The sequence below is a fragment of the Aeromonas sp. 602396 genome (assembly GCF_049173735.1).
Classification (GTDB): domain Bacteria; phylum Pseudomonadota; class Gammaproteobacteria; order Enterobacterales; family Aeromonadaceae; genus Aeromonas; species Aeromonas veronii_A.
The window spans coordinates 120,374-140,569 of the sequence record NZ_JAAKSD010000003.1; the positions used below are offsets into that span (position 1 = coordinate 120,374).

Genomic DNA, 20,196 nt, shown 5'->3' on the forward strand with positions numbered 1-20,196 from the left:
CGCTATCCCGCCCCTGCTTTTTATTCACTCAAACAATTCGATAAAAACCAGATTATCGTCCAATCATATGGCGATCACAGTCACATAACACCAATACATTCGTCATTTGTAGCAAACCATTTTGACCACCATCAATTTAGTGACATCCATATCAATTATAATTATTCAGATTAAATAATTATTCATATGGAGCTAGCTAATGACAGACAAAACACGCTCGGTGAGCATAGGCAGTTACCTGGCACTGGCCTTCGCCGTGGTCTTCTTCTCCGGACTGTTGCAATCCGGCGAGTGGTACGGGGTATTCGATTTCACCACGCTGAACGGCTCGTTCGGCACCATGGTCCAGAGCGTCAGCGAGAATGGTGACGGCATCAAGACCGCCATGACCGACATGCGCGGCAAGGGGGGCAACGGGGCGAGAGACGGCTTTCTGTTCGCCCTGACCCTGATCCCCACCGTGATGTTTGCTCTCGGTATGATCAATGTGCTGGAGCACTACGGCGCGCTGGAAGCGGCCCGCAAGTTGCTGACCCCGCTGCTGCGCCCGCTGATGGGGATCCCGGGCAATACCGGCCTCGCACTTATCGCCTCCCTGCAGAGTACCGATGCCGGCGCCGCCATGACCCGTCAGCTCAAGGATGAAGGGCTCATCACCAAGCGTGAAACCGACGTGTTCACCATGTTCCAGTTCTCCGCTGGTGCCACCATCGTCAACTTCTTCTCCTCCGGCGCCGTGCTGTTTACCCTGACACTGGCAGATGGCAGCCCGGCGGTCAGCTCCTCCATCGGTCTGGCTGTCATCGTGATGTTCGCCTTCAAATTTGTCGGGGCCAACCTGTTTCGGGTCTACCTCAATATGAGCGAAGGCAAGCAGACCGATAACAACACCCAGCAGACCCTCAACACTCAGGAGCAAGCCAAATGAGCCAGGCCAACATCAAGAAACCCATCGTCACCGATATCTTCGTCGAAGGGGCCAAGAAGGGCTGGGTCATCGCCACCACCTCCACCGTTCCCAACGTACTGATGGCCTTCGTCATCATCAAGGCGCTGCAGATCACCGGCGCGCTGGATGCCATGGGCGCCATTTTCTCCCCCGTCATGGCCATCTTCGGGTTGCCCGGTGAGGCGGCAGCCGTGCTGATCGGCGCCTGGATGTCGATGGGCGGTGCAGTCGGTGTGGTCATCACCCTGTTCGATCAGGGGATCCTCAACGGCACCCACATCGCCATTCTGGCGCCAGCCATCTACCTGATGGGCTCCCAGGTGCAGTACATGGGCCGCATCCTCGGCTGCATCGGTACCGAAGGGCGTTACATCCCCATCATGGTCGCCATCTCGGTACTCAACGCCTTCGGCGCCATGCTGGTGATGAACATCCTTCTCTGACCCGAACCTGATAGTGGAGCAAGCAATGACTTTTTCTCTGGATCAATACCTGACCGAACTGGCCCCGCTGATCAATCTGGATTGCGGATCCCTGCACCAGCCGGGCATTGCGGCAGTGGCCGACCTGATGGCTGCCAAATATGAGGCGATGGGCGGCTGGCAGATCAAGCGGGTCGACTGTGGCGCAGCCGGGGTGGGACTGGAGATCCGCAACCAGCCTGATGCGGCGCAGATCGATGTAATGCTGATCGGCCATATGGATACCGTCTTCCCCCTCGGTACCGCCGCTGCCCGCCCGATGAGCATCGATGGTGAGCGCGCTTACGGCCCCGGTGTCTCCGACATGAAATCCGGCCTGCTCAACATCGTCTATGCCCTGCGTGAACTGCCCCGCGAGGTGCGCGATCGCCTGAGCATCTGCGTCTGCATGAACCCGGATGAGGAGATTGGCTCCCTCCACTCCAGCGACTGGCTGGCAACGGTGGCCAAACAGGCAAAGCAGGTGCTGGTGGCCGAAGCGGCCCGCGCCGATGGCTCGCTGGTCAAGGCGCGCAAAGGGATGGCCCGTTATCGCATCGACTTCACCGGCAAGGCGGCCCACGCGGGCAACGAGCCGCAGAAGGGGCGCAGCGCCATCACCGAGCTGGGTCACTGGATCCTCGCCATCAATGCACTGACCAACTTCGAGAGCGGCACCACCCTCAACATCGGCATCGTCGAGGGGGGCAACGGCGCCAACATAGTGCCGGCCCATGCCAGCGCCGTGGTAGACGTCCGTTTCTGGGACAATCAGGAGTACCACCAGATCGACGATCATCTGCTGACCCTGGCCGAGCGTCCCCATCTGGACGGCGTCACCATCCAGCTGACCCGCGAGGCCCACAAACCGGCCATGGTGCCGTCAGAGGGCACCCAGGCACTGATGCAGCTGGTGGAGGAGTGTGGCGCCGAACTGGGGCTGCCGATCAGCTGGCAAGAGGTGGGTGGCGGCTCCGATGCCAACCTGACCGCAGCCCTCGGCATCCCCACTCTGGATGGTCTGGGCCCTATCGGTGCCGGTTTCCACAGTGACGAGGAGTATCTGGATCTGGCCAGCATAGCCCCGCGCATCGAGCTGCTGGTGAAGGTACTGACCCGTCTGGCGGCCTGACAGCCTCTCACGTAAAAAGGGCCAGCCGGTTTGTACCGGCTGGCCCTCTGTTTATCTGCTCCTCCTGAATGACAGCCCCCCTTCGCTATTACTCCATTGGTGGCAAGAAGCGGCGCATCACCTCATCCGTATGCCCCCCTTCCTGAAATGCCACCAGCGACTGATTGAGGATGTTCACCAGCTGGTGACCGCGGGGGGAGCCCTTGCTCACTAGCAGATAGAATCCCTTGCGGCTGGGCAGGGCGAGATTGAGCAACCCGCTCTCGCTGCGGTAAATGCCAAGGCTGATGCCTGCCACCAGAGGTTCGATTTCGCTTGGCAGAAAGTCGCAGCGATCCCGCTCCAGCATGTCGAGCGCCTGCTGCAACTGTTTGACCCGGCGTGGCTCCTGCGCAAGCCCGTAGGGGGTGTAGTTGTAGCCAATCACCCCGCACACCCGGGAACGATTGACCGTCTGCAGATCCGGCGGTTCGGGGTAGCGGCGCTTGAGATAGAAGAAACCGAGGTGGGTGTAGTAGAGGGGAACGCTGTAGAAGGCAAACTCGGCCCGCTCCGGCTTGTAGCTGGCATCCCAGGTCAGCTCGCACAGACCATTCTGGCGATAATCCGCCAGCTCCTGCTGCACCCGCGCCCAGGGCAGATAGCGGATCTGGTGCGAGAGCCCGCTCTGTTGCAATGCATCGAGCACCAGCGTCGTCGCCGAACCGGTCAGGCGGCTGGTATCGGGCACACCGTCCTTGCGCTCCCAGTAGGTAAAGGGGGCCCACTCGTTGCCCTCCCCCAGACAGATCTTCACTGGCGGCTCTTGCCCCCATAGCGCGGGGGACAAGATGGCCATCGCCAATCCCGCCCACCATGTTGCCACTCGTTTCATCTCCCGCTCCCGGACTGTTGATCCCTCTTGCAGCTTAGCCCAGAAGGGATTTTGCTCACTTTGCAGGGGCGCTTTCATGCCACAACGCCAGCAAATTGGCCGGAATGGCACCATAACGAAGCTGCGGTGTCTGGTGCCAATCAGCCAACTTTTGCAGGGCTTTCGCCAGATCCTGTGCAAGCGTGCGGGTCACTCTCACACCAGCTTCCAGATAGAGGCTCTTGATCTCGAAGATCCCCTGCTGGCGATGGGCCTTGGCATCCATCCTGCCCACCAGCTTGCCACGATGGAGCAAGGGCAACACGAAGTAACCGTATTGGCGCTTGGGGGCCGGGGTATAACACTCGATGCGATAGTCGAAGTTGAACAGATCCTTGGCTCGCTTGCGATCCCACACCAGCGGGTCAAACGGCGACAAGGCGGTGGTATGGGTTGCCTTGAGGGTGCCCGCCTGTGCCCTTGCCAGCTCATCGGCCAGCGAGGCGTGCACAAAGGCGCCGTGCTGCCCCCCCTCCACTCGTACCGGCAACAGTTCACCCTCGTCCGCCAGTTGATGGAGCAAGGCGTCATATTTGCCGCGCCGCAGCCGGTAGTAGTCCGCAACCCAGCCAGTTTTGACCAGCCCCAGCGCCCGGCAGCTGGCGCGCACCATATCCCGCTGCGCCTGCTCAACGCTCGGCAGATCCCGCTCGTCACGCCACTCGGGGATGACCCGTTCGGCCAGGTCATAGACACGCTGAAAGTTGCGTCGCTCCCGCACCATCAGCTGACCGGTGGTAAACAATACCTCCAGATGGCGCTTCTCCGGCTTCCAGTCCCACCAGCCATTCCCCTTGCCGGTTGTGCGCTCAAAGTCGGCCGCCCGCACCGGACCATGCTGACGAATGCGCTCGATAAGCCGGTCGATCTCCTGCTGATGGGTGGTGAGCCAGTTGGCCGAAAACTTCCAGCCCATGGCGACGGGGTCGAGCATCCGGTGGCGCAACAGCCGATAATCCTCGCGGGGCACAAAGCAGGCCTCGTGGGCCCAATATTCGAAGATCTCGCCGTCGGCCAACAGCTGCTCCAACCAACGCGGTTCATACTGGCCAAGCCGGCTGAACAGCACCAGATAGGGGCTACGGGCCACCACCGAAATAGTATCGATCTGCAGCAGCGCCATGCGGCGAATGGTGGCCAGCAGATCGGCCGGAGTCGCCTTGCTGCGACGGGGGGCGAGCAGCCCTTGCGCCGCCAGTTGCAGATGACGGGCATCTTGCAGTGACAAATGGGTAATCGACATCAACAACCGCTCCCTGGTATCTGACCATCGCGCGCCCGGCGGATGGCCAACAAAACCGTGGGAGACACCACGCTGGCATGCCTCCCCACCCTTTTTTTGCCTGCGCCGCTATGAGTGGGCCGGGGGCAAGACCAGCTGATTGACCACCAGCATGATCTCTTGATAAGTGGCCTCTACCGTCTCGGGGGTCGGCTCCAGAATAAGGTCATCGGCATAGCCGTTGATGAGCGAGGTGATCTGACGCGCCAGTCGCCGGGCATCGCCCGCCACAAACTCGCCGCTGTCGATCCCCTTTTGCAGGATCTGCTCCAGCACCTCGCGCCACGCCAGAATGATTTTGCGGTAGCTCTCGGCAAATACCGGGTCGCGCAGTGACTCGTTCCAGGCATCCAGATAGATGGCCCAGGAGGCATCCTGACTGGTCGGCAGGTTGTCCCGCACAAAGAGCGGCAACGCTTCGCGGGCCGGCAGCGGCAACAGCCACTCCCGCTGCTCGGCGATCTCCTGACTGGTGAAGCGCTCCACGGCGCAGAGGCAGAGCTCCTTCCAATCCTTGAAGTAGTGGTAGACGTGGCTGCGCGCCAGACCGGTGCGCTCGGCAATATCACGGGTTGACGATGCCGCCATCCCCTTCTCTCGAAACAGGGCCAGTACGGCCTCGATGATCATCTCTTTGCGCTGTTCTGCTGATGGGCGTGCCATCTGACCTCCTGCAATATCAATCGATCTGCTTGACTTTGAGCAGTCGCTCAAACAAACTTTGAGCACTCGCTCAAACTTAGCGTTTCCGACATCTTAGGAGATAACCCATGACAACACCAACCACTTCGGCAGCCAGTTGCGACGAGCAGGCCACGCCGTTGCCACACTCGGCCGGTCGTTCGCTGGGGGCGATTGCGCGGGCCAATCCCCTCAAGCTAGCGGGCACCTTCTCGCTGGTGGCCCTCGAAAACATCCTGCTGGTGGTCTATCCCCTATTCGCCGGCTTTGCCATCGACGCCATCGTCAAGGGCCAGTGGCTGCAGGCCTCGAGCTACGCCCTGATCGTGCTGCTGTTCTGGCTCATCGGCGCCCTGCGCCGGGCGGTCGATACCCGCACCTTTACCCATATCTATGCGGCACTGGCGGTGCCGGTGATCCTGACCCAGCGCCAGCAGCAGGAGGGGCAATCCACCATAGTGGCGAGGGTCACCCTGGCGCGGGAGTTTGTCGACTTCTTCGAGAAACATATCCCGATCCTGGCCACCAGCCTGATCTCCATCGTCGGGGCGGCCGTGATGCTGATGGTGATCGAGTTCTGGGTCGGCATCGCTTGCATGGGGGTATTGCTGCTGTTCGGCCTGCTGCTGCCCGGCTTTTCGCGCAAGAACCAGCTGCTGCACGAGCGGCTCAACGATCGGCTGGAACACGAGGTCAAACTGGTCACCCATGCCCAATCAGCCAGCCTCGCCCGCCACTACCGCGCGCTGGCCTGGATCCGCATCCGGATTTCGGATCGGGAGGCACTCGCCTTTCTGGCGGTCGGCATCAGCGCCTCCCTGCTGTTCCTGCTGGCCATCACCATGCTGATGGCCCAGCCCCAGGTCTCGGCAGGCCATGTCTATGCTGTGATGACCTACCTCTGGAACTTTGTCACCAGCCTGGATGAGGGGCCCGGCCTTGCCGATCAGCTGGCCCGGCTGAGAGACATAGGTCGCCGGGTCAACACAGCCCAACCCGATGAACTGATTTGATATTTTGTATCTGCAACCGGAGTAGAAGATGAATCCGACCACCCTTTGCCAACGAGCGTTGACCATGTGCATCAGCTGTTTCTTCCTCGCCGCCTGCGGCCCCAAGATGAGCGACTTTGAGCCCAACACCAGCTACTGGTTCAAGGAGCAACCGGCAGAGGAGAGTGCCCCGCTGGCGCAAGACCTGAAGGTCGATATCGCCATCATAGGTGGCGGCTACAGCGGCCTCTCCAGCGCCTGGCATCTGGCCAAGGCCAATCCGTCGCTCAAGATCGCCATCTTCGAGGCCAAGCAGGTGGGCAGCGGCGCCTCGGGCCGCAACGGCGGCATGGTGTTGCCGGGCTCCGAGGTGATGGATCTCTACGAGGAGGGGGAAGCGAGCAAGCGCCACTACGATCTCACCGTCGCCAGCATGCGCAAGCTGCAGGCGCTGGTCGCCTCAACCGGCGTCGAGGCCGACCTCAAGCTCGATGGCTATGTAGAGGCAATCCTCGATGAGGAGGATATCGCCGAGTACCGCGACTATGTGAAAACCGCCAATCGCCTCGGCATCCCGCTCCAGTACTGGAACGCCGATACCACAGAGGAAAAACTCGGCACCGATCGCTACGTGGGGGCGGTCTACGACCCCAATGGCGGCCAAGTACACGCCATGAAACTGGTCAATGCCCTGCGCAAGGTGGTGGAGCAGGCGGGCGTCACCATCTACGAGCAGAGCCCGGTAATGGGGATCAAGGAGGGCAAGCAGATCGAGCTCAATGTGGCCGACAAGTACAAGGTGAGCGCCGACAGCATAGTGCTGGCAACCAACGGCTATACCTCAAAACTTGGCTACTTCAGCGGACGGGTCTTTCCGGTGCACGCCCAGAGCGCCGTCACCGAGCCGCTTACCAAAAAACAGCTGGCCGCCATCCAGTGGCAGAGTCGGGTGCCCTACTACGACACCCGCAACATCCTGTTCCATCTGGTATTGACCCCGGATAACCGCATCGTCATCGGTGGCGGCAATGCCGAGTACGTCTTCAACGACGGCCTCAACTACAAAGGCGATCTCAACCGGGTCAGCGAGATGATGATGACCGAGCTGGTGACCCTCTATCCGGCCCTCAAGGGGATCAAGTTTGAACAGGTGTGGGACGGGGTTCTTGGCATGACAGGTGACAACACCGAAGCGGTGGGGGTGATGGGGGATCACAAGAACATCTACTACGCCCTCGGCTACAACGGCCACGGCATCAACCTCTCCTTCCTGTTTGGCGACATCGTGGCCAGCCTCTACCAAGGCAAGGAGCACCCCTGGTTCAACCATGCCGAGCAGAGTCTGCCGATGTGGCTGCCGCCGGAGCCGTTCAAGTCAATCGGCGTCAAATCTGCCCTGATGTACTACCAGTGGCAGGACAAGGGCTACAAGGAGTAACCGAGAGCCGAGCAAGAAACAGCCGAGTAACAGACGAAGGCACTCCTCAGGGCGTGCCTTTCTGCAATACCGCCACATCGGCATGGGGGAAGCTGAGCTCGGCCTGCCAGCGGGCGGCCAGCACCTGAAACGATGCCTCGGCAAAGAAGACAATGTGGGTCGGGTCGTGGCGATAGCGCCAGTTTTTAAACCGCTCGTCACTGAGCACCCGCTGGGTCTGCAGCACCAGCAGGCCACCGGGCTTGAGGCAATCCCACAACTGCGCCAGCACCGTGCGCGGCTCGGCGATATGCTCTATCACCTCGGTACTGGTGATGAAGTCATACTGACGCGTCAGCAACTCGGGAAAGTCGGCATAGAACTTGTCATATCCAACCATGTCGTAACCCGCCTCACGCCCCATCGCCACCAGCGCAGGGCCGGGACCGCAGCCAAAATCGAGACCACTGGCAGGTAGCGGCACTCGCGCTAGTACCTCACCAAATGCCCGCATCAGAAAAGTGCGATAACGGGGATCATCCACCCGATTGTCGTGACCGTCATAGACCGCCTTCTCCGCCGCCTCATCCAGATGATCGGCCTCATCCAGCCAAACCAGCTCGCACGCGAGGCAGCGATGATAGCGCTTGCCCGCCACCGGCAGGGGATAACTGCGATGGCTGGCACACAGGGGACAGCTGACGGTGGATGACATGGCGGTTCCTCTTTGGTGCTTCCTGTTGGATAACAGCGGCGCAGATTGCCTGCCCGCTGCCTCGCTGACAACTTTTTTTGCTCCTTAAGGGTTTCTTAAGTTTGCCCTTTTACTCTCAAACCATCGCAAGAGAAGGAGTCACCCATGACCACCGAGATCCAGGCCCCCTACCGATTGCTGCTAGCCAAGTCCCCGCAGCAGGTCATGGCGCTGCAAACCTATATCCAGGCCGCCTACACCCTCGAGTTCAACGCCCGCATCCCCCATTTCCTCCCCTGTCTGCTGGGGCTCTATCGGGCGGACGGGACGCTGGTCGGTGCCTGTGGTCTCAATCATGCCAGTGAGGGGCCTCTCTATCTGGAGCAGTATCTGGAGCAACCCATCGAGGCCGCCATCAACACCCGCCTCGGGGTCTATCCGGCACGCAACCGCATTATCGAAGTGGGCAATCTGGCCTGCAGCGAACCGGGCAATGCCCGCCTGATGTTTGCGGCGCTGTGTCGTCTGCTGTGTGAAAACGCCCTCGACTACGTGGTCTTTACCGGCACGGCCAAGCTGCGCAACAGCTTTGCCCGCCTGCAACTCAACCCGGTGGAGCTGGCCCCCGCACAGGCCCATCAGGTGGGAGCCGACGCCGATGCCTGGGGTGAGTACTACCGTTGCCAACCCAAGGTGATGGTGGGTGACATCAATCAGGGGCGCGAGGTGCTGGCCCAGAGCAGCCTGCTGCTCAATCTGCTGGCCCCCATGCCAGTGCTTTTTACCGATGCAACCCTGACCAGTGAGAAAAGGTGCGCCCAATGAGCCTGTTCGACGCCATCGCCAAACATGCCCACGAGGATCCGCAATCCCCAGCGCTGCTGAGCAGCCAGCAGCGCCTCGATTACCAGACCCTGTGGCAACAGATCCAGCGTCTGGCCAGTCAGCTGCAACAGCTCGACATCAGCCGTCTGGCGCTGCAACTGGACAACGGCCTGCCCTGGGCGCTGCTGGATCTCGCCTGCACCCGCGCCGGTATCGTGGTCATTCCGGTGCCCCACTTCTTCAGTCAGGCCCAGCAGGCCTGGTTGCTGGAGAGCAGCGGTGCCGATGCGCTGGTGGGCCCATATCATCAGGGGTGGCATGCCGCCGAGCCGCTCTCGCTGATCACCGGCGAGCTGCCGCTCTGGCGCCATACCCCGGCCAATCGACCGGCGCTGCCCAAGGGCACCGCCAAGATCACCTACACCTCCGGCACCACGGGCCAGCCCAAGGGTGTCTGCCTGTCACTGACCCAGATGATGGCGGTGAGCCATGCGCTGGCCGAGCGAGTCGCGTCAGCCAAGGTGGAAAAACACCTGACCCTGCTGCCGCTGGCGACCCTGCTTGAGAACATCACCGGCCTTTATGTGCCGCTGCTGACCGGCGCCTGCAGCCGCATTCCGTCCCTCGGTGAGCTCGGCTTCACCGGCTCCAGTTCGCTCAATCCAGCCATGCTGGGGGAGGCGCTGCTACGCTGGTCGACCCACAGTCTGGTGCTGGTGCCCGAACTGCTGCGCCTGCTGCTGGCGCTCTGCACCAGCACCCCGACGCTGGCCCAGCAGCTCAAGAGCCTGCGCTTTATTGCCGTCGGTGGCGGCAAGGTGGCCCCCGACCTGATCAAACATGCCCGCCAGCTCGGACTGCCGGTATATGAAGGTTATGGCCTCTCGGAGTGTGGCTCCGTGGTGGCGCTCAACAGCCCGGATGCTGACAAGCTCGGCAGCGTCGGCCGCCCCCTGCCCCACAGTCAGGTCACCATCGCCAGCGACGGCGAAATTATGGTGAGCGGCAGTGCCATGCTGGGCTATCTCGGCAGCAACGAACCAACTCCCAAACAGATCGCCACCGGCGAACCTTCTGCCATGCAGATCGCCACAGGCGATTTGGGTCATCTTGATGATGAGGGCTACCTCCATATCACCGGGCGCAAGAAGAATGTCCAGATCACCGCCTTTGGCCGCAACTTCTCGCCAGAGTGGGTGGAAGCCGAGGCCCAGCTCTGCCCCGCCATCGCCCGCATCGTGGTCTTTGGCGATGGTCAACCCGCCAACGTGGCGCTGATCCAGCCCCTGCCGGGCAAAGAGGCGGATCTGCCCCGCCAGATCGCAGGCCTGAACCAGCGGCTGCCCGATTATGCCCGGCTGCACCACTGGTTGCCGGTGGCGCTGGATCAACATCCCGGCCTGCTGACCGCCAACGGGCGCCCCCGTCGCAACGAGATTTACCAACACTTTTCCCGGCAAATCAGCCAATGCCTTACAGGAGAATCGTCATGAGCTTCTACCAGACTCTGCAACAAGCTACAGCCAGTGAGCGCGAGCATCTGTTCAACGCCCCCATTATCGAAGCCTGCCGCCGTGGCGATATCAGCCGTGACACCTATCTCGCCTTTCTGGCGCAGGCCTACTACCACGTGCGCCACACAGTTCCGCTGCTGATGGCAACCGGCGGCAAGCTGGGTCAGGAGTACGAGTGGGTGCGCGGCGCCATTGCCGAGTACATCGACGAGGAATATGGCCATCAGGAGTGGATCTTAAGCGATATCCGCGCCTGTGGCGGCGATGCCGAGGCGGTGCGCCACGGCCAGCCCGGGCTGCCCATCGAGCTGATGGTCGCCTTCCTCTATGACCAGATCCAGCGCGGCAACCCCATGGGCTTCTTCGGCATGGTGCAGGTACTGGAAGGCACCAGCGTCGCCATCGCCCTCACCGTCGCCGACCAGCTGAAAAAGGGTCTCGGCCTGCCACCCCAGGCGATGAGCTACCTGAGCTCCCACGGCGCCCTGGATCAGGAGCACCTCAAATTCTTTGAATCCCTGATGGATCGGGTCGAGAGCCCGGCAGATCAGGCCGCCATCATCCACGGGGCCAAGGTGGTCTACCGCCTCTATGGCGAGATGCTCTACAACCTCACCGCCACACCGTAAGTCGGCAGCAGACAGCAAAAAGGGAATCCATACCATGAACCTTGAAGGGAAACTCGTGCTGCTCACCGGCGCCAGCGGTGGCATAGGTGAGGAGCTGGCACAGGAGCTGGCCGCCCAGGGGGCCCGCCTGCTGCTGCACGGACGTCGCGGCCCGGCACTGGAGCGGCTGTGCAAGTCACTGCCTCATCCCGAGCGCCATCAGGTGGTGCTCGCCGACCTCGGCTCTGCACAGGAGCGGGCCAAGCTGTTGCAACACCCGGCGCTGGAGCATGGGATCGACATCCTGATCAACAACGCTGGCTGCAACCAGTTTGCCTGGCTGGAAGATCAGAGCTTCGAGCAGGTGGAGCGCCAACTGCTGCTCAATATCGAGGCGCCCATCCAGCTCACCCGTGCCCTGCTGCCAACCATGCGCAAGCCGGGGATCATCATGAACATGGGCTCGAGCCTGGGCAGCATCGGCTACCCCGGTTACAGCGTCTACTGCGCCAGCAAATTTGCCCTGCGCGGCTTTAGCGAAGCGCTGGGACGGGAGCTGGAGGGGAGCGGCATCAAGGTGCTGCACTTTGCCCCCCGCGCCACCCGCACCAAGCTCAACTCCGAGGCTGCCTACGAGATGAATGCAGCGCTAGGCACCCAGACCGACAGCCCGCAGGAGGTGGCCGAAGAGGCGGTCATCGCCCTGTGCAACGAAACCCGCCGCAGCTGGCTCGGCTGGCCGGAAAAACTGTTCGTGCGGCTCAATGCCATGCTGCCCGGCATTGTCGACAAGGCGCTGGCCAGACAGCTGCCGATCATCAAACGTTATGCCCGTCATCTTCAGCCAGGGACGGCTGATGCTGGCGCCAACAGCGCGCCACAACCAGACTTGTCCCGCCCGATCCCGACCAAGAAGGAGCATTAATATGAACTTTTTCCGTCAATCAGTGACCTCTTGTGCCATCGCCATCCTGCTGGGATCCACCTCAGTCATGGCCGCGGGTGATGCCCTCGTCCCCATCCAGCAACAGTGGGCCGTCTGCCAGTATCAACAGAGCGGCAAGGCGAAAGAGAGCTGCCTCGAAACCCTGAGCACCCAGGCCGAAGCGGCCAGCGCCAAGGAGCCTTTTCGCGCCGATCTGCTGATCTGGTCGGCCATCGTCAAGAGCACCTGGGCGGGGGCCAAAGGGGGGCTGGGGGCACTGGGTCTGGTGAAAGAGGCCAAAGCCAAGCTGGAGCTGGCGCTCAAGCAGGATCCCAAGGCGCTGGACGGCTCTGCCTACACCAGTCTGGGCTCCCTCTACTATCAGGTGCCCGGCTGGCCGGTCGGCTTTGGCGATGACGAAAAGGCAGAGCAGCTGCTCAAGCAGGCGCTGGCCATCAATCCGGATGGCATCGACCCCAACTTCTTCTATGGCGACTTCCTGCTGGATCAGGGTCGCAAGGCCGAGGCCAAAACCTATCTCGACAAGGCGCTGGCCGCCCCGGCTCGCCCGGGCCGCGAAGTGGCCGACGAAGGGCGCAGAATGGAGATCCGCGATCGGCTGGCCAAGCTATAAAATCCTGATGGATCAAAGAACTATTTAAACTCTGCCCACCAGCTTGCATACTGGTGGGCAGGGTTGTTTATGCCACGGCACGCCCTGGCGCTGAGCCAGATCGCCACACCCAACAAACAGGGAGAAAAGAATGCGGATCCTGCTGGTGGAAGATGATGTGATGCTGGGGGATGGTATGCAGGATGCACTGCGCCATAGCGGCTACACGGTGGACTGGCTGCAACAGGGGTTGCCCGCTCTGGCAGCCCTCAAGAGCGACGAGTTCGCCGCCCTGATCCTCGATCTCAACCTGCCCGACATCGATGGCCTCAGCCTGCTGCGCAAGTTGCGGCGTGAAGGCCACCAGTTGCCGGTGCTGATCCTCACCGCCCGCGATGCGCTGGACGATCGGGTGGTCGGCCTTGATGCCGGCTCCGACGACTACATGGTCAAGCCCTTCGCCCTGCAGGAGCTCAACGCCCGCCTGCGCGCCCTGGTTCGTCGCAGCAAGGGGCAGGCTCAGGCGGTACTGGAGTATGGCGACATCCTCATCTATCCCGAATCCCAGCAGGTCACCTATCAGGGGGAAGCGGTCAAACTCACCCCCCATGAATACAAGTTGCTGCAGGAGCTGATCAGCCAGAGCGGCCGGGTGCTGAGCAAGGATCAGCTGCAACAGAGCCTCTACGGCTGGGATGAAGGGGCCGAGAGCAACGCGGTAGAGGTGCATATCCACCATCTGCGCAAGAAGTTCTACAGCGACCTCATCCGCAATATTCGCGGGGTCGGCTACATCATTCCCCAGCTCGAACAGCCAAGCCGGACACCCGCACGATGAAACGTCCCCGCTCCATTCGCCGCTTTCTGCTCACCGGTATCCTGACGCTGGTGAGCCTGAGTCTTACCATCAGCGCCTTTATCGGCTACATGGAGGCGAGCCACGAAATGGAGGAGCTGTTTGATGCCCGCCTCGCCCAGTCGGCCCGCATCACCAATCAGCTGCTTGCTCGCTACATGGCCCAGCAGGGGCAACTGCCCGCCAACGGCACCGTCTATCAGGAGTGGGAGGCGCAAAATCCCGATGAGTGGCAAAAAGACCCCAGTCTCAACCTGACCGGCGAGGATCGGGAGATCACCCCCTACGGCCACGAGTTCGAACGCAATCTCTACTTCCAGCTGCTCGATGAAAAGGGCGGCTTGCTGCTGCGCGCCCCCAGCGCCCCGGATCAGCCGCTGGTCACCCTGGCCATCGGCTTCGACACGGTCGAAAAAGATAATCACCAGTGGCGCACCTTCACTCTCTACAACCAGCAGGAGCAGACCTGGCTGGTGGTGGCCGAGCGGGACGACGAGCGCAGCGAACTGGCCAGCAAGATGGCCACCCTCACCATGCTGCCGCTGCTGATCACCCTGCCCTTCCTGCTGGCCCTGCTCTGGTGGCTCATCACCCGCGGGCTGGCCCCCCTGCGTCAGCTGGCCCAGGCCATCAGTGAACGTCACCCCGCCAACCTGAGCCCGCTCAGCCTCAAGATAAGCGCTCAGGAGCTGACCCCCCTCACCAACGAGATCAACCGGCTGATGCAGGCGCTGGCGGAGACCATAGAGCGGGAGAAACAGTTTACCAACGAGGCGGCCCACGAGCTGCGCACCCCGCTGGCGGTGCTGCGGATCCACAGTGAAAATGCCCTGGCTGCCGAAGATGAAGTGAGCCGCCAGCAATCCCTGCACAAGATGCTGCAGGCCCTCGACCGCAGCGATCGGCTGATCCGCCAACTGCTGACCCAGGCTCGTATCGACAACCAACAGGGGCTGGTATTGACCGAGCTGGAGGTGGGCCACCTGCTGCAAGGCACCCTGGCGACCCTGGCCCCCATCGCGCTCAAGAAGGATCAGCAGCTGTCGCTGGAGTGTGAAGTGCCGCAGCTGGTGATGGGGCAGGCCACCCTGCTCGAACTGCTGTTTAGCAACCTGATCGACAATGCGCTGCGCTACACCCAGCCGGAGGGCGAGATCAGGGTGCGGGTTCAGCGAGAGGGCAATCGGGTGAGGGTGGATGTGAGCGACAATGGCCCCGGCATTCCCGCCAGCGCCTTGCCCCGGTTGTATGAACGCTTCTTTCGGGTCAATCCCCAGCAGGGGGATGGCGTGGGTCTCGGCATGGCCATCGTCTCACGCATCGCCCAGTTGCACGGCGCCGACCTCGATGTCCACAACCGGCCGAAAGGGGGGCTGGAGGTGAGCGTGCTGCTCCCGCTGCCGCCGGCAAGATAAGCGATAAGTAAAGAGCCCGCGATGCGGGCTCTTTACTTTCAATGACAATCTGGCTGCACGGTAAAGGTTCGACTGGAGTCCACCGGGCCCAGCTCCGCCAGCAGACGTCGGCCCAGCAGCACCGGATAGATCATCTTGCTGCGATCCCGCAGGGTGAACCACTCCTCATACACCTTGTCCCCCAGACAGATGGACATGGTCACCGTTGGCCGCTGCTCCATGCCGCCCGCCCCACGCACCGTCACGCTGCGTTCGACCCGCCGTTCGAACTGCTGCTTGACCAGTTTGCCGCTGTCGGCATCGGTCACCACCAACATGAAGCGCACCCAGGGCTTGCCATCCCGTTTGAATCTGGTGATAGAGCGTGCATCGAGGGAAGAGGTGAGCGCCCCGGTGTCGAGTTTCATCTTCACCGCCACGCCGGTGGGCAAAATAAGTCCCTTCTCGATCCAGCCATAGCTGGTCGGGGTCTCTGCCAGCGCACTGCCACACAGTGCCAGCATCAGGGTGATCCCCACCATCATCTTGCCCATTTTACTGCCCTGCCTTGTCAATCCTGCGCCCAGATCTACCACAGTCCCATTGTGGGTCAATCCGATTTATTTCAGCTACTTGGATAATATCTGGCGGGTCAGGAGAGAGACGACAAAGAGTGGCCGAATGGCGGCCCAAGCGGGCGGGAATATCGCAGGAGAGCAAGGCACCGAACGGTGCTGGATGAAACTGGTGGTTAACCTCAGGTTGTGACGCCAAAGGCTACCACAACAATGAGCGAATTATCAGTCTTGTTCTGAAGGGATTTTTGCCTACACTGTTGTAAACCGGAGGGCCTGAAAACCACCGGTTTTTTTGCGCCTGCCGAAAATTTGCCACTGCAAAAGTGACTTTCAACAAGGCTCAATAAGGAATTTGTAATGCGTATCGAAGAAGACTTGAAGCTCGGTTTCAAGGATGTCCTGTTCCGCCCCAAGCGCTCTACTCTCAAGAGCCGTTCCCAAGTAAGCCTGACCCGTCAGTTCACCTTCAAACACACTCAGACCCAATGGCAAGGCGTACCCGTTATCGCCGCCAACATGGATACCGTCGGCAGCTTTGCCATGGCACGCACGCTGGCCGGTTTCGAGATGATGACCGCGGTACACAAGCACTACAGCCTTGAGCAGTGGCAAGCTTTCGTCAACGAGACCGACCCGGCGCTGCTGGGCCATGTGATGGTCTCCACCGGCACCTCGGCTGAAGATTTCGCCAAGACCCGCCAGATCCTCGCCATGTCCGAAGCGCTGCGCTTCATCTGTGTCGACGTGGCCAACGGCTACTCCGAACACTTCGTCGAGTTCGTGCGCAAAATTCGTGAAGCCTGCCCCAACCACGTCATTCTGGCGGGCAACGTGGTGACTGGCGAGATGGTCGAAGAGCTGATCCTCTCCGGCGCCGACATCGTCAAAGTCGGCATCGGCCCGGGCTCGGTCTGCACCACTCGAGTCAAGACCGGCGTCGGCTATCCGCAGCTATCCGCCATCATCGAGTGTGCCGATGCGGCCCACGGCCTCGGCGGCCAGATCGTCGGTGACGGCGGCTGCACCTGCCCGGGCGACGTCGCCAAAGCCTTCGGCGGCGGCGCCGACTTCGTGATGCTGGGCGGCATGCTGGCAGCCCACGAGGAGTGCGGTGGCGAGATCGTCGATGTAGACGGTGAGCCTTTCATGAAGTTCTACGGCATGAGCTCCTCCAGCGCCATGGACAAGCACGCTGGCGGCGTCGCCGAATACCGCGCCTCCGAGGGTAAAACCGTGCTGCTGCCCTACCGCGGCCCGGTCGAGAACGCCGTGCGCGACATTCTGGGCGGCGTTCGCTCCACCTGTACCTACGTGGGTGCCAGCCAGCTGAAAGAGCTCACCAAGCGCACCACCTTTATCCGGGTACGCGAGCAAGAGAACAACGTCTACGGCAAGGAGTAACCTGCCACAGACCGCCGTCACGCGCTGACGGTTAGAAGCCAGTCAACCGGTGTGCTACCCTGCGCACCGGTTTTTTTGCATCTGGGATCCCGAGCCATGACCACTCACCTGCCCCCGTTTGACTGGGATATCTTCTGCTGCGTCGTCGACAACTTCGGCGACATCGGTGTCACCTGGCGACTTGCCCGCCAGCTAAAGCGGGAGGGGAATATAGCGGCACATGGCGATGAGGTTCAGGTGCGGCTTTGGGTGGACGATCTGGCAAGTTTCGCCCGCATCTGCCCCGGGCTCGACCCGGCGCAGGATGGTCAGTGGGTCGATGGGATCTATATCCAGCACTGGCATGATACCCTGCCGACCGACATGACCCCGGCCAGGGTAGTGATCGAGGCCTTTGCCTGCGAGCTGCCCGCCCCCTTCATTGAACGAATGGCCGAACTGATGGCGAGCCAACCCAAGCCCCCCTGCTGGATCAATCTGGAGTACCTCTCGGCGGAGAGCTGGGTCGAGGATTGCCACGGCCTCGCCTCGCCCCAGCGGGTTGGCAACCAGAGCCTCAACAAATACTTCTTCTTCCCGGGTTTTACCGCTAAAACCGGCGGCCTTTTATGCGAGCACGACCTCATCGCCGAACGGGAGCAGTGGCAGCAAGATGATGCGGGACTGGCAGCCTACTGGGCCAGCCTCGGTTTGCCGCCCAGACAAGAGCACGAGCTGCGGGTCAGCCTCTTTACCTACGAGAGCGAGGCGCTGAACAGTCTGGTCGAGAGCTGGTGCCAGAGCGCCACGCCCGTCACCCTGCTGCTGCCGCTGGGCCGCTCGCTGCAGGATGTGCTGCGCGGCGCAGGCCTTGAAGGGGCCATCACCACCGCCAAGGCGGGGGATCTGCTCCACTCTGGCAACCTCACCATCAAGCTGCTGCCGATGACCGATCAGGCCGGTTACGATCGGCTACTGTGGAGCTGCGATCTCAATCTGGTACGCGGGGAGGACTCCTTCGTGCGGGCCCAGTGGGCAGCCCGTCCTTTCCTCTGGCACATCTACCAGCAGGAAGAGGATGCTCATCTGGTCAAGCTGGAGCAGTTCCTTGACCACTACTTATCTGACTTGTCAGATCTGGCCGATCTGCCCGCCGAGTGCGCCCAATGGCTGCGCCGGTTCAATCTGGCCCTCAATCGTGGCGAAGATTGCCGCGAACTTTGGGCCCAATGGCCCCGATATAGCGCTATTTGGCAGCAACATGGGCGAAGCTGGTCACAGAAGTTGCTCCGGGACGGGGATCTCGTCACGCGGTTGGTGAAATTTCTGGAAAGCCGTATATAATCTGGCAGTTTTTATCCGTCCGTTTCACGAACAGGAATTTTTTACATGAAAACCGCACAGGAAATCCGCGCTGGTAACGTAGTCATGATCGGCACCGAGCCGATGGTGGTTCAGAAGGCTGAATTCAACAAATCCGGCCGTAACTCCGCCGTGGTCAAAATGAAGCTGAAGGGCCTGCTGAACGGCAGCGCTACCGAGACCGTCTTCAAGGCCGACGACAAGCTGGACGTTGTTCAGCTGGAACGTAAAGAGTGCACCTACTCCTACTTCTCTGACCCCCTGTATGTCTTTATGGACACCGAGTACAACCAGTACGACGTAGAGAAAGACAACCTGGGTGACGTGCTGAACTACCTGGTAGACGGCATGGAAGATCTGTGTGAAGTGACTTTCTACAACGAGAAAGCCATCTCCGTAGAACTGCCGACCACCATCGTGCGCGAAGTTGAGTACACCGAGCCGGCTGCCCGTGGCGACACCTCCGGTAAAGTGACCAAGCCTGCCCGTCTGAAAGGCACTACCTACGAGCTGGCTGTTGCCGCTTTCGTAGAGATCGGTGACAAGATCGAAATCGATACCCGCACCGGTGAATTCAAGCGTCGCGTCAACTAATTGACCGCTTTGAATTGATTGCAAAAAAGCGAGCCTCCGGCTCGCTTTTTTATTGTCTCCGAGTTGCCATCACATCGCCCGCCTTCAGAAAATCCCGCCGCCGCCGCTAACCCAGATAACTGGGGGAGCACACTATGGCCAGATTATCCTTATCACTGCTGTTATTGACCTTGCTGGCTGGCCATGGGGCAGAGGCGAGCGAGGTTGCCCCCCCCGTTGCCGAACCTATGCCCCTCGACCATTGGCAAGCGAGCGACTGGAAAGGGCTACCCGATGCCACCCAGATCGACAAGCAGACGGTGCTGTTCGCCAAACACGACAGTGAAAACTATCTGGGGCTCGCCATTTTACTGCCCGACTGGCAGCGCAGCGGCCAGCTCTGGCAACTGACTCGCGCCCTCGGTCGACTGGGCTTTGATACCCTGCTGCTGCTGCCCTCCCCCCAGCAGACCGAACTGGACCCAGCCGCCGAGAAAAAAGCGAAAAACAGCGATGCATTTCGCAAGCAGTTTGCCGAGCGGATCAACAAGCTGGCCGATGCCAAGCTGCAGGAGGGGGGCTTCAAGCTGATCCTGGCGCAAGGTACCGGCGCCGCCTGGACCACCAACCTCATCGCCAGCGAACAGTTGCCTGCCCCCGATGCACTGGTGCTGCTCGATGGCTTCTTCCCCAATCAGCAGAGCAACCAGACCCTGGCCAAACAGGTGGCTCAGGCGGCCATCCCCACCCTGGACCTCTATCAGGAGGATGGCGGTCGCTGGCCCCTGCTGGCCGCCGAGGCCCGCAAAAGCGAGAGCCGGCGCAGCAACAAGCTCAACTATCGCCCCTACGCCCTGATGGAGCTGGAGGAGACCCCCACCCGCATTCAGGGCTGGCTCAACCATCTGGGCTGGCTCTAAACCGGCCGCTAGCGTGGCGCAATAAAGCGCGCAAGCTCACATCTGCCGGATAAAGCCCAGCCCTACCACGGCGACAATCTGGCCCTGACCGCATCCTCTTTGGCATCATGGCCTCTCGAACCTGAAC

21 protein-coding genes are annotated in these 20,196 nt (G+C 61.2%); 16 read left to right on the forward strand and 5 right to left on the reverse strand.

Features of this window, described 5'->3' with window-relative positions:
- Positions 1 to 199: 199 nt before the first annotated feature.
- Genes G5229_RS06065 through G5229_RS06075 form a run of 3 tightly spaced genes read left to right on the forward strand, consistent with a single transcriptional unit; the run spans position 200 to position 2,542 of the window.
- On the forward strand, positions 200 to 928 hold the full coding sequence (locus G5229_RS06065; protein WP_005335061.1) for a nucleoside recognition domain-containing protein: 729 nt from the start codon (positions 200 to 202) through the stop codon (positions 926 to 928).
- Positions 925 to 1,392, forward strand: a complete 468-nt coding sequence (locus tag G5229_RS06070) for a YjiG family protein (RefSeq protein ID WP_005335063.1) — start codon at positions 925 to 927, stop codon at positions 1,390 to 1,392. Before G5229_RS06065 ends, G5229_RS06070 begins: the two co-directional genes overlap by 4 nt.
- A gap of 25 nt (positions 1,393 to 1,417) precedes the next feature.
- Positions 1,418 to 2,542, forward strand: coding sequence for a M20 family metallopeptidase (locus G5229_RS06075; RefSeq protein ID WP_128835120.1), 1,125 nt, complete (start codon positions 1,418 to 1,420; stop codon positions 2,540 to 2,542).
- A gap of 88 nt (positions 2,543 to 2,630) precedes the next feature.
- Here G5229_RS06075 and G5229_RS06080 read toward each other — a convergent pair whose 3' ends face one another.
- The 3 genes from G5229_RS06080 to G5229_RS06090 all read right to left on the reverse strand — a co-directional run bounded on the left by G5229_RS06080 (position 2,631) and on the right by G5229_RS06090 (position 5,400).
- Positions 2,631 to 3,380, reverse strand: coding sequence for a substrate-binding periplasmic protein (locus tag G5229_RS06080; RefSeq protein WP_103250772.1), 750 nt, complete (start codon positions 3,378 to 3,380; stop codon positions 2,631 to 2,633).
- Positions 3,381 to 3,471: 91 nt separating this feature from the next.
- Entirely contained in the window at positions 3,472 to 4,698 is a 1,227-nt protein-coding gene (locus G5229_RS06085) for a winged helix-turn-helix domain-containing protein (protein ID WP_421208791.1), read from the reverse strand.
- A 108-nt stretch (positions 4,699 to 4,806) separates the two neighbouring features.
- Positions 4,807 to 5,400 (reverse strand): TetR/AcrR family transcriptional regulator, encoded by a 594-nt coding sequence (locus G5229_RS06090; RefSeq protein ID WP_151286109.1) that lies wholly within the window; start codon positions 5,398 to 5,400, stop codon positions 4,807 to 4,809.
- Between the two features lie 107 nt (positions 5,401 to 5,507).
- Between G5229_RS06090 and G5229_RS06095 the strand changes: the two genes are divergently transcribed.
- Together G5229_RS06095 and G5229_RS06100 are read left to right on the forward strand one after the other, a co-directional pair.
- The gene (locus tag G5229_RS06095) at positions 5,508 to 6,431 is read left to right on the forward strand and encodes an ABC transporter six-transmembrane domain-containing protein (RefSeq protein ID WP_421208792.1); all 924 of its coding nucleotides are present in this window, start codon (positions 5,508 to 5,510) and stop codon (positions 6,429 to 6,431) included.
- 28 nt (positions 6,432 to 6,459) lie between these two features.
- Positions 6,460 to 7,848 carry an NAD(P)/FAD-dependent oxidoreductase gene (locus tag G5229_RS06100; protein ID WP_421208793.1) on the forward strand — a complete coding sequence of 463 codons (1,389 nt, stop codon included), beginning with the start codon at positions 6,460 to 6,462 and terminating at the stop codon, positions 7,846 to 7,848.
- Between the two features lie 46 nt (positions 7,849 to 7,894).
- Here G5229_RS06100 and G5229_RS06105 read toward each other — a convergent pair whose 3' ends face one another.
- Complete coding sequence (locus G5229_RS06105; protein WP_159157454.1) at positions 7,895 to 8,542, reverse strand: class I SAM-dependent methyltransferase; 648 nt, start codon at positions 8,540 to 8,542, stop codon at positions 7,895 to 7,897.
- Between the two features lie 144 nt (positions 8,543 to 8,686).
- Between G5229_RS06105 and G5229_RS06110 the strand changes: the two genes are divergently transcribed.
- The 7 genes from G5229_RS06110 to G5229_RS06140 all read left to right on the forward strand — a co-directional run bounded on the left by G5229_RS06110 (position 8,687) and on the right by G5229_RS06140 (position 15,277).
- On the forward strand, positions 8,687 to 9,346 hold the full coding sequence (locus G5229_RS06110) for a thermostable hemolysin (RefSeq protein WP_421208794.1): 660 nt from the start codon (positions 8,687 to 8,689) through the stop codon (positions 9,344 to 9,346).
- On the forward strand, positions 9,343 to 10,839 hold the full coding sequence (locus G5229_RS06115; RefSeq protein ID WP_421208795.1) for an AMP-dependent synthetase/ligase: 1,497 nt from the start codon (positions 9,343 to 9,345) through the stop codon (positions 10,837 to 10,839). The genes G5229_RS06110 and G5229_RS06115 overlap by 4 nt, the downstream gene beginning before the upstream one ends.
- Positions 10,836 to 11,489: a TenA family transcriptional regulator gene (locus G5229_RS06120; protein ID WP_123172521.1), complete on the forward strand. Its 654-nt coding sequence runs from the start codon at positions 10,836 to 10,838 to the stop codon at positions 11,487 to 11,489. The genes G5229_RS06115 and G5229_RS06120 overlap by 4 nt, the downstream gene beginning before the upstream one ends.
- A gap of 34 nt (positions 11,490 to 11,523) precedes the next feature.
- Positions 11,524 to 12,393 (forward strand): SDR family oxidoreductase, encoded by an 870-nt coding sequence (locus G5229_RS06125; protein WP_216950293.1) that lies wholly within the window; start codon positions 11,524 to 11,526, stop codon positions 12,391 to 12,393.
- A gap of 1 nt (position 12,394) precedes the next feature.
- Positions 12,395 to 13,027: a tetratricopeptide repeat protein gene (locus G5229_RS06130; RefSeq protein WP_216950292.1), complete on the forward strand. Its 633-nt coding sequence runs from the start codon at positions 12,395 to 12,397 to the stop codon at positions 13,025 to 13,027.
- Between the two features lie 130 nt (positions 13,028 to 13,157).
- The gene (locus G5229_RS06135) at positions 13,158 to 13,844 is read left to right on the forward strand and encodes a response regulator (protein ID WP_005335091.1); all 687 of its coding nucleotides are present in this window, start codon (positions 13,158 to 13,160) and stop codon (positions 13,842 to 13,844) included.
- The gene (locus G5229_RS06140; protein ID WP_216950291.1) at positions 13,841 to 15,277 is read left to right on the forward strand and encodes an ATP-binding protein; all 1,437 of its coding nucleotides are present in this window, start codon (positions 13,841 to 13,843) and stop codon (positions 15,275 to 15,277) included. Before G5229_RS06135 ends, G5229_RS06140 begins: the two co-directional genes overlap by 4 nt.
- 38 nt (positions 15,278 to 15,315) lie before the next feature.
- Here G5229_RS06140 and G5229_RS06145 read toward each other — a convergent pair whose 3' ends face one another.
- Complete coding sequence (locus tag G5229_RS06145; protein ID WP_081990717.1) at positions 15,316 to 15,810, reverse strand: ATP-dependent zinc protease; 495 nt, start codon at positions 15,808 to 15,810, stop codon at positions 15,316 to 15,318.
- A gap of 381 nt (positions 15,811 to 16,191) precedes the next feature.
- On the opposite strand from G5229_RS06145, the gene G5229_RS06150 reads away from it, so the two are divergent.
- From G5229_RS06150 to G5229_RS06165, 4 genes are all read left to right on the forward strand, one after another.
- Complete coding sequence (locus G5229_RS06150) at positions 16,192 to 17,235, forward strand: GMP reductase (RefSeq protein WP_005348017.1); 1,044 nt, start codon at positions 16,192 to 16,194, stop codon at positions 17,233 to 17,235.
- Between the two features lie 96 nt (positions 17,236 to 17,331).
- Positions 17,332 to 18,558 carry an elongation factor P maturation arginine rhamnosyltransferase EarP gene (gene earP / locus G5229_RS06155; protein WP_421208796.1) on the forward strand — a complete coding sequence of 409 codons (1,227 nt, stop codon included), beginning with the start codon at positions 17,332 to 17,334 and terminating at the stop codon, positions 18,556 to 18,558.
- A 45-nt stretch (positions 18,559 to 18,603) separates the two neighbouring features.
- Complete coding sequence (gene efp, locus G5229_RS06160) at positions 18,604 to 19,170, forward strand: elongation factor P (protein ID WP_005335100.1); 567 nt, start codon at positions 18,604 to 18,606, stop codon at positions 19,168 to 19,170.
- Positions 19,171 to 19,304: 134 nt separating this feature from the next.
- Complete coding sequence (locus G5229_RS06165) at positions 19,305 to 20,069, forward strand: DUF3530 family protein (protein ID WP_421208797.1); 765 nt, start codon at positions 19,305 to 19,307, stop codon at positions 20,067 to 20,069.
- Positions 20,070 to 20,196 lie beyond the last annotated feature (127 nt).